Raw genomic sequence first — 11,829 nt, forward strand, 5'->3', positions numbered from 1 at the left:
CGAGTGCTGCGGAACCGGCGGCCCCCGCCATTCCAGCCCCCGGAGAATCAGATGACTTCAACCATTGCTCCCGCCGTCCATGTGGACGACGCGGATCTGACGTCCCTTGGCTACGAACCCACGCTCCACCGGAAACTCGGCCGCTACGCCTCCTTTGCCGCCGGCTTTTCCTTCGTCTCCATTCTCACCACCATCTTCCAGCTGTTCGCTTTCGGCTACTCCTTCGCGGGGCCGGCCTTCTTCTGGACCTGGCCGGTGGTACTGGTGGGCCAGCTCCTCGTCGCCCTCAACTTCGCGGAGCTCGCCGCGCGCTACCCGCTGTCCGGCGCCGTATACCAGTGGGCCCGGCGCGTCGGGGGAGAAGGCGTGGGCTGGTTCGCAGGCTGGTTCATGGCCATCGCCCAGGTGGTGACCGCCGCAGCCGCCGCGATCGCCCTGCAGGTGGTGCTGCCCCAGCTCTGGGACGGCTTCCAGATAGTGGGCGGCGACCCCGCGCTCAGCACCGTCACGGGCGCCGCCAACGCCGTCATCCTCGGAGCCGTGCTCCTGGTGGCCACCACCATCATCAACTCGCTCGGCGTCAAGCTCATGGCCCACGTTAATTCAGTGGGCGTCACCTGTGAGATCGTCGGCGTGGTGGCCGTCATCCTCGCCCTCATCAGCGCGGCCCAGCGCGGACCGGAAGTTGTCGCTGACACCACGGTGCTCCAGGGCTCGGACCTCGGCGCCGTGGGGGCCTTCCTGGTCTCCGGCCTGATGGCCGCCTACGTCATGGTGGGCTTCAACTCCGCCGGCGAGCTTTCCGAAGAGACCAAGGACCCGCGCCGGACAGCCCCGCGCACCATTCTCTCCGCCCTGCTCATCTCCGGCATCGGCGGTGCGCTGATGATCATCACGGCCCTGATGGCAGCACCCAGCCTCGACGACGGACGCCTCGCCACCGAGGGCTTGCCCTACGTCCTCACCGCCGTCCTGGGCACGTTCTGGGGCAAGGTCCTGCTGGTGGACGTGGCCATCGCCATCTTCGTCTGCACCCTGGCCATCCAGACTGCAGGGTCACGGCTGGTGTTCTCCATGGCGCGGGACGGCAAACTCCCCGCATCCGCCCTGCTCTCCTCGGTCCACGCCACCCGCGGTACGCCCATGTGGCCATCAATCGTCATCGGTGCCCTCGCCGTCGGGGTCCTCGCCATCAATGTGGGCAACGCTGCCCTTTTCACCACCCTCTGCAGCGTCTGCATCGTCATGGTCTACATCGCCTACCTCCTGGTGACCGTGCCACAGCTCCTCAACAGGCTTCGCGGCGACTGGAACCGCGTGGGGCAAACCCTCCCCGCAGGGCTCTTTTCACTGGGACGCTGGGGGCTCCCGGTGAACATCCTGGCCGTGCTTTACGGAGCCCTGATGGTGGTCAACCTGGCCTGGCCCCGGCCGGAGGTGTACGACCCCTCCGGCGAGAACGGAATCCTCCTTTACTCAGCGCCGCTGATCGTCGCCGTGGTCCTGCTCCTGGGGATGTGGGTCCGACGGCGGAACCTGGCTTCGAAGGCCTGAACACCTCTCCCCAGCCAGTTCTTACAACACACGCTTCACGACCAGTACAGGATTGACATGACACAAGTAACCGAAAGCCCGGCAGCAGCCGGCACCGCCACCACGGCAGGCGCCCGCGCCCATGCCAGGGAGCAGCACGGCAGGACCGTTGGCGCCATGCGTTTCGTGCCGGCTTCTACGGCCCCGGCGCGCCTGACGGAAGGACTGCCCGACGGCGTGTCCCCCACATGGGCCGAATCCCTGGCCTTCGGCCGCTACACCACCATGGCCCTGGCACGCGGCACCAGGATCCGGCTCACGGACACCGCCGGCGACGCCTGCGTGCACGCCCTCCTCTACCGCTCCGGAGCCCTGCACGAAAGGCTCAACATCGCGGACACGGTCAAGGTGCCCTGGCAGGCCTACCCCTCCACCGGCCACCCGCTGCTTTCCGACGCCGGCCGCCTGATGGCCACGATCGTGGCCGATACTTCCTCCCGCCACGACGCCCTGACCGGCGCCACCACGCTGGAGGGAAACACGGCAAGATACGGCGCCGGCACCGCCCACAGCGCATCGCCGGCCGCACGCGAACTGCTCACCCTCGGGGCATTGAAGAGCGGCCTGGGACCGAGCGATGTGGCACCGTCGCTGACCCTCTTCAAGGGCATCAACGTGGACCCCGCCGGGAGCATCACCTTCACCGGAAGCGCCGGGCCCGGTGCCGTCGTCGAACTCCTCCTCCAACTGGACGCCGTGCTGGTCCTTGCCAATACCGCCCACCCGCTGGACCCGCGTCCGCACTTCACCGGCACCGCCGTGGACATCCTCGCCTGGCACGCGCCGCAGGACCTGGCGTCACTGGAATCCGGTGCCCTCGCCGGGCCCCTGGCTCCGGAACACCTGCAGGCCCTTCACAACACCGAGCACGACCTGACCGCAAGGAACGCCCGATGAACACCGCCACCCAAGCCACTTCCGCAGCGGACGCCCGCGCCATTGCCCTCACCTCCGGTGAGGTGGTCCTGGACGAATTTGTCGAGGCACGCGGCCCGTGGTCCGCCGTCGTCTCCGCCGGTGACGTGCTGACCATCGTGGACCTCGAAGGCAACCAGGCCGTGGACTGCCTGCTGTACGCCGCAGGCGACACCACAGTGCGCTACTCCGCCGCCGTCACGATCGCAAGCCAGCAGTCGATAGTCCTCACCACGGGTTCCGTCCTGAGGGCGGAAACGGGAACGCCGCTGATGACCGTTGTTGCTGATGAGGTGGGCGTTCACGACACTATCGGCGGCGCCTGCTCGCAGGAATCGAACACGCTCCGCTATGGCCAGCACACGCGTGAACAGCACGCCTGCGTGGAGAACTTCCTGATCGAGGGCTCGCGCTGGGGTCTCGGCAAGCGGGACCTGGTGTCCAACATCAACTGGTTCATGAACGTGCCCGTGGACCCGGACGGTGCCCTGGGCATCGTGGACGGCCTGTCCGCACCCGGCAAGCGCGTTGCCCTGAAGGCGGAGGTGGACACCCTGGTGCTGGTCTCCAACTGCCCGCAGGTCAACAACCCCTGCAACGGCTTCAACCCCACCCCTGTCCGCATGATCGTCACCCGGCCGGAGGCTGCGCTGTGAACACCTTTGACACCCTCCTGATCGCAAACCGGGGCGAGATTGCCTGCCGCATCATCGAGTCCGCGAAGAAGCTGGGACTGCGGACCGTCGCCGTGTTCTCAGAGGCCGACCGGGGCGCCAAACACGTCCGGCTGGCAGACGAAGCGGTGCTCCTGGGGCCAGCGCCGGCCAAGGAGTCCTACCTCCGCGCGGACGCGCTGCTCGAGGCCGCCAGGTCCACGGGCGCCGGCGCCATCCATCCCGGCTACGGCTTCCTCTCCGAGGATGCCGCGTTCGCCGAAGCCGTTGAAGCAGCCGGGCTGGTCTTTGTAGGACCCACCCCCGAACAACTCCGCACCTTCGGCACCAAGCACACAGCGCGCGACGCCGCCCGGGCGGCCGGAGTGCCGATGATCGCCGGATCCGGGCTGCTGGAGGACGTGGACGCTGCCGTCGCGGCCGGCAAGACGATCGGTTTCCCGCTGATGCTCAAGGCCACCGGCGGTGGCGGCGGGATCGGCATGACCGTCTGCCGCACCGAGGCCGAACTCGCCGATAGCTTTCCCCGTGTCGCCCGCCTGGCCAGTGCCAGCTTCGGCACCGCCGGGGTTTTCGCGGAGCGCTATGTGGAGAACGCCCGGCACGTGGAAGTCCAGGTCTTCGGCGACGGCGAAGGCCGGGTGGTCAGCCTCGGCGACCGGGACTGCTCCCTGCAGCGCCGCCACCAGAAAGTCCTCGAGGAAGCCCCCGCCCCGGATCTGCCGGCGGAACTTCGGGAGGAACTGCACCGCAGCTCCCGCGCCCTCTGCGCCTCCCTCAACTACCGCTCCGCCGGCACGGTCGAATTCGTCTATGACCCCGCCCGCCGCGAAGCGTCCTTCCTCGAAGTCAACGCCCGGCTCCAGGTTGAACACCCGGTCACCGAGGCCGTCACCGGCGTGGACCTGGTGGAGTGGATGCTCCGCCTGGCCCAGGGCGGCAATGAGGCGGAAACTGTCCTTGAAAACGTGCCGGACGGCCTGCCGGTGACCGGCCACGCTGTGGAAGCCCGCGTTTATGCCGAGGACCCGGCCCGCGGGTTCCAGCCCAGCGCCGGTACCGTGACCAATGCGGTGTACCCGGTTGCGGCGGAAGCGAGGGTGGATGCGTGGGCCGAAACGGGCACCGAGGTGTCCACCAACTACGACCCCCTCCTGGGCAAGATCATTACCTCCGCTGCAAGCCGGGACGAGGCCTTCGACAAGCTGGCCGCGGCGCTCGCCGGCACCCGGATGGATGGAATCGAAACCAACCTCGGGATGCTCCGCGCCGCCACAAGGCTGGATGACGTCCGCCGAGTCCAGCACTCCACCAGCACGCTGGACAGCGTGGGGGATCCCGAGCCGCGGATCACAGTGGACCGCCCCGGACTGCAGACCAGCGTCCAGGACTGGCCAGGCCGTACGGGGCTGTGGCAGATCGGCGTCCCGCCGAGCGGACCCATGGACGATCTCTCCTTCCGGCTGGGGAACACCGCCCTTGGCAACCCCGAAGGCGCCCCCGGCCTGGAGTTCACCATGACCGGCCCCAGCCTCACCTTCACCCACGCCACCACGGTCTGCATCACCGGCGCGGAAGCAACAGTGACAGTGGACGGCACGGAGGTCCCGGCTTGGACTCCGGTGACGGTGACTGCGGGAGGAACACTCGACGTCGGCACCGCCGGCAGCAAGGGACTGCGCGGCTACATCCTGTTCCAGGGCGGCCTGGACATTCCTCAGTACCTGGGCAGCGCGTCCACCTTCACCCTGGGCCAGTTCGGCGGGCACGCCGGGCGGGTCCTGCGCGCCGGCGACGTACTGCGTGCAGGGACCCCAGCCGGAAAGGCACCCACGGCAGCAGTCCCGCTGGACAGCCGCCCTGCCCTAACCTCCACCTGGGAACTCACCGTCACGGAAGGCCCGCACGGTGCACCGGAGTTCTTCCAGCGGGAGGACATCGAGGAGCTGTATGACTCCGAGTACGAGGTCCACTTCAACTCGGCCCGCACCGGCGTCCGGCTCATAGGGCCCAAGCCCCGCTGGGCCCGGACCGACGGCGGCGAGGCAGGCCTGCACCCCTCCAACATCCACGACACCGCGTACTCCGTGGGAGCCCTGGACTTCACCGGCGATACCCCCATCCTGCTCGGTCCCGACGGGCCCAGCCTGGGCGGCTTCGTCTGCCCGGTCACCGTGGTGACGGCCGACCGCTGGAAGCTCGGCCAGCTCCGGCCGGGGGACAAGGTCCGGTTCGTGCCCATCAAAGCCAGCCACGCGCCGTCGGCCAAGGACCTGGGACCGGGCCGGCAACTGGTCCTGCCCGGCGACGCCGGCTGGTCCGGGGACCTTTCCATCGCCGCCGCTGCTGCGCCGCCGCTGCGGACGGTGCGGGGGGATGGCGACGACGGCGTGCTGGGCCGGGTGCCGGAAGGTTCCGGCCGGCCTGCGGTCACCTACCGCCGCTCCGGCGACGACAACCTGCTGGTTGAGTACGGCGAGATGGTGCTGGACCTCGGGCTCCGCGCACGGGTGCACGCACTGCACCAGCACCTCGAACAGCTCCGGGTGCCCGGCATTGTGGACCTTACCCCTGGAATCCGGTCACTGCAGATCAAAGTGGATCCCTCGGTGTTGTCTACCAAACGGCTCCTGGACCAGGTCCAGGAGATCGAGGCAGCCCTTCCCGCAAGCTCCGAACTGGTGGTTCCCAGCCGCACCGTCCGGCTGCCGCTGTCCTGGGACGATCCCGCCACCCGCGAGGCGATCGAACGCTACATGGCCGGCGTTCGGGATGATGCCCCCTGGTGCCCCTGGAACATCGAGTTCATCCGCCGCATCAACGGCTTGGATTCGGTCAACGACGTCTTCGATACCGTCTTCAACGCCGAATACCTGGTCCTCGGACTGGGCGACGTCTACCTCGGCGCCCCGGTGGCCACCCCACTGGACCCGCGGCACCGCCTGGTGACCACCAAGTACAACCCGGCCCGCACCTGGACCCCCGAGAACGCGGTGGGCATCGGTGGCGCGTACATGTGCATCTACGGCATGGAAGGCCCCGGCGGCTACCAGTTCGTTGGCCGCACCACGCAGGTCTGGTCGCGCTACGCGGACTCCGCCCCGTTTGAGCCAGGATCGCCGTGGCTGCTGCGCTTTTTCGACCGGATTTCCTGGTACCCGGTCAGCCCCGAGGAACTCCTGGACCTCCGCGCCGACATGGCAGCCGGACGGGGCCGCGGAGTAGAGATCGAGGACGGCACCTTCTCGCTGGCCGAACACGAGGAGTTCCTCGAGGAGAACCGCGAGTCCATCGCACTGTTCCGCGAGAAGCAGGGCGCAGCATTCGCCATTGAACGGCAGGCATGGGCCGACGCCGGCGAGTTCGACCGTGCCGACGCGCTGGCCGCCGTGGTGGTGCCGGCGGCAGACGAGGTAGTGGTTCCGGACGGCGGTTCCCTGGTGGCCGCACCATTCGCAGCAAGCGTCTGGAAAGTGGATGTGGCGGAAGGCGAGCTCGTGGCCAAGGGCCAGCCGCTCGTGTCGCTCGAAGCGATGAAGATGGAAACGGTCCTGGCGGCGCCGTGCGACGGCGTGGTGCTGCGGGTCCTGCCCGCCGCCGGTTCGCAGGTGGTTGCGGGAGAAGCAGTGGTGGTCCTGGGAAGCGTGGCTGCGGGACCCGGGTCCGTGGCCGAAGCACACGAACTGGAAGAGGCAGCAGTATGAACGCCGCGACCCCCGGCCCCGCCACTAAACGGGTCAAGGCTGCGCTCGCGGCCCTGGAAACTGTGGACCGCCCGGAAATCTGGATCACCCTCCGCGGTGCAGATGACCTGCTCACTGAGGCTGCCGCCATTGACGCAGCCGTGGCGGACGGCGCCCGCCTCCCGCTGGCCGGGATCCTGCTCGCCGTCAAGAACAACGTTGACGTCGCAGGAATCCCCACCACGGCGGCGTGCCCCGGGTTCGCGTACCTTCCGGAGGAGGACGCAGAGGCAGTGGCACGGCTCCGGGCTGCCGGTGCCCTGGTGCTGGGTGCCACCAACCTGGACCAGTTCGCCACCGGCCTGGTGGGCACGCGCAGCCCGCACGGCGCGGTCCGCGATTCCCGCCGCCCGGACCACATTTCCGGCGGCTCCAGCTCCGGTTCCGCAGTGGCTGTGGCCCTGGGCCTGGTGGACATCGCCATCGGGACGGACACGGCAGGATCAGGCCGGATTCCGGCCGGACTGCAGGGAATCGTGGGCATCAAACCCACCCTTCACGTCGTGTCTACAGCCGGCGTGGTGCCCGCCTGCCGGTCCTGGGACGCGGTCACGATCTTCGCCCGCGAGCTCTCCACCGCCGAACTCGCCATGGGCGTGATGGCCGGCGGAGCGCGGTCCTGGCCGGCGGACATCCGGTTGGCGGCTCCGGAGAAGCCGCGCGTTGCGTACCCGGCAGCACTGCCGGCACTGCCGGAGGCCTGGGCTGCAGAGTTCCAGCGCAACGTCGCCCGGCTTAGGGAAACGGGAGTGGAGGTGGAGGCCATCGCCTTCGATTCCTTCCTCGAAGCTGCCCGGCTGCTGTACGACGGCGCGCTGGTGGCGGAGCGTTACGCCGCCGTCGGCCATTTCCTGGAGAAGTACGACGGCGGCACGGACGGCCAGGCGGGCATCGACCCCACCGTGGAACGCATCATCCGCAAGGCAGGCGCCGTACCCGCCCACCGCTACGTCAACGACACCGCGAAGCTGGAGGAACTGAAGCGAAAGGCGATGGCACAGCTTGAAGGATTTGACGCCCTGCTGATTCCCACCGCCCCGTTCCACCCCACCCTTGCCGAGGTGGCTGCCGACCCGGTGGGCGTGAACTCCCTGATGGGTACCTACACGAACTTCTGCAACCTGTTCGACCTGTGCGCCGTTGCGGTCCCCGCCGGCGAGGTGGACGGCGCGCAGTTCGGGCTGACCGTAGTCGGCCGGACGTTTGACGACGCCGTGGCCGCGGACGTTGCCCGCCTGCTGGAGGCAACCCCGGAGGCTCCCGCCCTCTTCGCCGGGGGAGCCTCGCCGGCGGCCGGCCGCCCTGGTGCCGGCCCGTCGTCGTCCGCTCCCTGGCCTGTGGCTGCAGGCGCACCCGCAGTACCACTGGTGGTGGTCGGCGCGCACCGCAAGGGGCAGCCGCTGGCCCCGCAGCTCGAAGCGCTCGGCGCCGCGTGGGACGGGCCGGTGCGGACGGCGGCCAGGTACCGGATGGTGGCCCTTGATTCGGTGCCGCCCAAGCCTGGCGTGTACCGCTCCGACGACGGCGCGGAGCTGGTGGGTGAGCGGTGGCTGGTGTCGGAGGCGGGGCTGGGCACATTCCTGGCCGCACTGCCCGAACCCATGCTGCTCGGGTCCATCGAGCTGGCAGACGGTTCCAGGGCTGTGGGCTTCGCCTGCGACGCCGTGGCGGCTGCCCAAGGCGAGGACATCACACACTACGGCGACTGGCTGGCAGCCAAGGACCAGCCGAGCCAGTCGAAGAGCCTGTGGCAGAACCTCGGGGATGTGGCACTGGCGGGCTTCAGCAGGGGCGAGCGCACCTGACTCTTAGTGGAAGTCAGGCCTTGAAGTACTCGGAGATATCGGTCACCAGTTCCTCCACGGCCGCCGGGATGGAACCGTGGAATCCCTTGGGTGAAAGCTCGTAGGTGCTGCCGGGGACGGCCGCGTGGAGCCGCTCTGCCGTCACCTTGTAGTAGCTGGGGCTCTTGCCGCCGGCCATGAAGTGAGTGTTGGCGGGGAGCACGCTGAAGTCCCGGGCATGGTCCGCTTCGTCGTAGGCGGCGCGCAGTTCACCGACGCCGCTGGGCATGACTTCCTGGAACATCCGGTTCACTTTGGTCCGGGACAGCAGCGCCATCAGCCCGGCAAGCACGGGCTCGGGGATCCGGGCCATCGCGGATCCGGGTTTTGTGGCCTTCTTCATGTGGGCCAGGGCGTGCCCCACCCTGCCCTTGTTCACGGCGTCCTCGAACCCGTCGAGCCAGCGGGTGTCGATGCTGCCGTCGATGTTCACGGCGGCGTCGTACACCGCGAGTTTGTCCGGAACGTATCGGCTTCCGGTGAACTCCTGCACGGCGTTCAGGGCGACGGATCCGCCCAGGCTGTGGCCCAGGATGTTCCGTGCTCCGGTAGCGTCCAGCACTGTCCGGACGTCCTCGATCTCGGTGGCCATGGAGTAGCCGGCGGGCTGTTCTGAGGAGCTGCCACGGCCCCGGCGGTCGTAGACGTCCACGGCCCAGCCCCCGCCCAGGCCCTTTGCCAGCGCCACTGAAAACGGCCGGTAGATCAGGGCAGTCAGGAATGCACCGCCGATCAGCAGCACCCGGCGGTCGCCCGGCGCGTCCGCGGTGCCGTAACTGTACAAAGCCAGCCGCCGTCGTGCGTTGGAAGTAGCTGTTCTTTCACCACCCCATCCTAGGCAGGAGCGATGCGTCCTCCCCGCCCGGTAAACTTGTGGATTGTGACTTCCCAAAACACCCCCTCGCCCAAGAACGCCCCGGAGCCGCTGGACGCCAGCGAGCAGATGCGGATCCGCATGGAGAAGCGCGCCAAACTGATTGAGCGCGGCGTTGAGGCGTACCCGGTGGGCGTGGAGCGGACGCACTCCCTCGCTGAGATCCGCGAAAAGTACGCGCACCTCCAGGCCGATGACACCACGGGGGACATCGTGGGCGTCACGGGCCGCGTCGTGTTCATCCGCAACACTGGCAAGCTGTGCTTCGCCACCCTCCAGGAGGGCGGAACAGACGGCAAGGGCACCCGCCTGCAGGCCATGCTCAGCCTCGCCAACGTGGGTGAAGAAGCGCTCGCGGACTGGAAAGCGCTGGTCGACCTCGGGGACCACGTCTTCATCAAGGGCGAGGTCATTTCCTCCCGCCGCGGCGAGCTCTCCGTGATGGCAGAATCCTGGTCCATGGCCTCCAAGGCGCTGCGCCCGCTGCCGGTGCTGCACGCGGACCTGAACGAGGAAACCCGCGTCCGGCAGCGCTACGTGGACCTGATGGTGCGCGACGAAGCCCGCGAGATGGTCTACACCCGCGCCGCCATCACCCGCTCCATCCGGGAGACGCTCTTCCGCCACAACTATGTTGAGGTGGAAACCCCCATCCTGAACCTGGTCCACGGCGGTGCCCTTGCGCGCCCCTTCGAGACGCACATGAACGCCTTCGACCAGAAAATGACCCTGCGCATCGCCACCGAGCTCTACCTCAAGCGTGCGGTGGTGGGCGGCATCGACCGCGTCTACGACATGGGCCGGGTGTTCCGCAATGAGGGCGTGGACTCCACCCACAGCCCGGAGTTCACCACCCTTGAGTGCTACGAGGCGTGGGCTGACCAGTTCGTCATGGCGGAGCGGATCAAGGAGATCATCCTCGACGCCGCTGATGCCGTGGGTGCCGGCCGTGTCCTGCAGACCGAAGCAGGGGAGATCAACCTCGACGGCGAGTGGGAATGGCTGGCCGTGTATCCGGGGCTTTCCGACGCCGTTGGCCAGGAAGTCACCCCTGACACTCCGCTTGAGGTGCTCCGGGAAATTGCCGAAAAGCACGAGGTCAAGGTGGACCCGAAATGGGACGCCGAGAAGCTGGCTGTTGAACTGTTCGGCGAGATCGTTGAACCCACCCTGCTGAACCCCACCTTCGTCTACGACTACCCGCCCTCCGCCCAGCCGCTGGCCCGGCCGCACCGCGAGGACGGCCGGCTGATCGAGGCCTGGGACCTCATCATCGGCGGAATGGAACGCGGCACGGCCTTCTCCGAACTCATCGACCCGGTCATCCAGCGCGAACGGCTCACCGAGCAGTCCCGCCACGCTGCCGCGGGCGACGACGAGGCCATGCAGCTGGACGAGGACTTCCTGCGCGCCCTCGAGTACGGTGCGCCTCCCATGGGCGGTATCGGGCTGGGGATCGACCGGTTGGTGATGCTGTTCACCGGTGCGGGCATCCGCGAGACCATCCTCTTCCCGCTGCTCAAGCCCGAAGGACACTGACCGTGGAGTACGTCGCCGTCCTCTTGCCCTCGATCGTGGTGGGCCTGCTTTTCTGGTTCGCCATGAAATCGATCTTTAATGCGGACAAAGCCGAGCGCCAGGCAGAAGCCCAGGCGCAGGCCGAAGCCGATGCCCGGGCTGCATCCCAGGCAGAGAAGCCGGACCCGGAATCGAATAGATAAACCGCCGATTTTCCCCCCAATATCCACAGGAACCATTCGGCGCTTTGACGCGTTGCCATAATCAGAGTCATACTTTTTAAGGAAACATCCTGCTTTTCTAAACCGAAACCCTTTCCAAGAGGAAGACTTTTAATGGCACAGAAAGTAAACATCATCCTCGTTGATGATCTGGATGGGGGATCCGCAGACGAGAATGTGAAGTTTGGCCTCGACGGGGTCAACTATGAGATTGACCTTTCAGCAGCTAACGCCGCTGAACTCCGCTCTTCATTGGAGCGTTTCGTTGCAGCCGCACGGAAAACTTCCGGTGGCCGCGCAGTCCGGACGAAGGCCGCCTCCGGGGGACGCAGCCACGACTCTGCACAGATTAGGCAATGGGCCCGCGACAACGGCTACACGGTTAACAGCCGCGGCCGAATTCAGGCCGAAATCCAGGAAGCCTACCAAAAGGCAAATTCCTAGATC

General features: G+C 67.6%; 9 protein-coding genes. 8 read left to right on the forward strand and 1 reads right to left on the reverse strand.

All coding sequences use genetic code 11. The features are described from left to right. Positions 1-51: 51 nt before the first annotated feature. Genes ASPHE3_RS01535 through atzF form a run of 5 tightly spaced genes read left to right on the forward strand, consistent with a single transcriptional unit; the run spans position 52 to position 8,730 of the window. The gene (locus ASPHE3_RS01535; protein WP_013599469.1) at positions 52-1,554 is read left to right on the forward strand and encodes an amino acid permease; all 1,503 of its coding nucleotides are present in this window, start codon (positions 52-54) and stop codon (positions 1,552-1,554) included. Positions 1,555-1,611: 57 nt separating this feature from the next. Next, positions 1,612-2,490 carry an urea amidolyase associated protein UAAP1 gene (locus ASPHE3_RS01540; RefSeq protein ID WP_013599470.1) on the forward strand — a complete coding sequence of 293 codons (879 nt, stop codon included), beginning with the start codon at positions 1,612-1,614 and terminating at the stop codon, positions 2,488-2,490. Further along, positions 2,487-3,164 carry an urea amidolyase associated protein UAAP2 gene (locus tag ASPHE3_RS01545; protein WP_013599471.1) on the forward strand — a complete coding sequence of 226 codons (678 nt, stop codon included), beginning with the start codon at positions 2,487-2,489 and terminating at the stop codon, positions 3,162-3,164. Before ASPHE3_RS01540 ends, ASPHE3_RS01545 begins: the two co-directional genes overlap by 4 nt. Next, complete coding sequence (uca, locus tag ASPHE3_RS01550) at positions 3,161-6,886, forward strand: urea carboxylase (RefSeq protein ID WP_013599472.1); 3,726 nt, start codon at positions 3,161-3,163, stop codon at positions 6,884-6,886. The genes ASPHE3_RS01545 and uca overlap by 4 nt, the downstream gene beginning before the upstream one ends. After that, on the forward strand, positions 6,883-8,730 hold the full coding sequence (gene atzF, locus ASPHE3_RS01555) for an allophanate hydrolase (RefSeq protein WP_013599473.1): 1,848 nt from the start codon (positions 6,883-6,885) through the stop codon (positions 8,728-8,730). The genes uca and atzF overlap by 4 nt, the downstream gene beginning before the upstream one ends. Positions 8,731-8,743: 13 nt before the next feature. Here atzF and ASPHE3_RS01560 read toward each other — a convergent pair whose 3' ends face one another. Further along, positions 8,744-9,553, reverse strand: a complete 810-nt coding sequence (locus ASPHE3_RS01560; protein WP_013599474.1) for an alpha/beta fold hydrolase — start codon at positions 9,551-9,553, stop codon at positions 8,744-8,746. Positions 9,554-9,649: 96 nt separating this feature from the next. Between ASPHE3_RS01560 and lysS the strand changes: the two genes are divergently transcribed. From lysS to ASPHE3_RS01575, 3 genes are all read left to right on the forward strand, one after another. Further along, positions 9,650-11,182 carry a lysine--tRNA ligase gene (gene lysS, locus ASPHE3_RS01565; RefSeq protein ID WP_174266582.1) on the forward strand — a complete coding sequence of 511 codons (1,533 nt, stop codon included), beginning with the start codon at positions 9,650-9,652 and terminating at the stop codon, positions 11,180-11,182. A gap of 2 nt (positions 11,183-11,184) precedes the next feature. Then, on the forward strand, positions 11,185-11,364 hold the full coding sequence (locus ASPHE3_RS01570; RefSeq protein ID WP_013599476.1) for a hypothetical protein: 180 nt from the start codon (positions 11,185-11,187) through the stop codon (positions 11,362-11,364). 132 nt (positions 11,365-11,496) lie between these two features. Beyond that, positions 11,497-11,826 (forward strand): histone-like nucleoid-structuring protein Lsr2, encoded by a 330-nt coding sequence (locus tag ASPHE3_RS01575; RefSeq protein ID WP_013599477.1) that lies wholly within the window; start codon positions 11,497-11,499, stop codon positions 11,824-11,826. The last annotated feature ends 3 nt before the right edge of the window (positions 11,827-11,829 follow it).

The sequence above is a fragment of the Pseudarthrobacter phenanthrenivorans Sphe3 genome (genome assembly GCF_000189535.1).
GTDB classification, from domain to species: Bacteria; Actinomycetota; Actinomycetes; order Actinomycetales; family Micrococcaceae; genus Arthrobacter; species Arthrobacter phenanthrenivorans.

Excerpts from the sequence above, each read along its gene's own strand:
- ASPHE3_RS01535 (WP_013599469.1), top strand. The coding sequence starts at position 52 with ATGACTTCAACCATTGCTCCCGCCGTCCATGTGGACGACGCGGATCTG.
- ASPHE3_RS01545 (WP_013599471.1), top strand. The coding sequence starts at position 2,487 with ATGAACACCGCCACCCAAGCCACTTCCGCAGCGGACGCCCGCGCCATT.
- ASPHE3_RS01575 (WP_013599477.1), top strand. The coding sequence starts at position 11,497 with ATGGCACAGAAAGTAAACATCATCCTCGTTGATGATCTGGATGGGGGA.
- atzF (WP_013599473.1), top strand. The coding sequence starts at position 6,883 with ATGAACGCCGCGACCCCCGGCCCCGCCACTAAACGGGTCAAGGCTGCG.
- ASPHE3_RS01540 (WP_013599470.1), top strand. The coding sequence starts at position 1,612 with ATGACACAAGTAACCGAAAGCCCGGCAGCAGCCGGCACCGCCACCACG.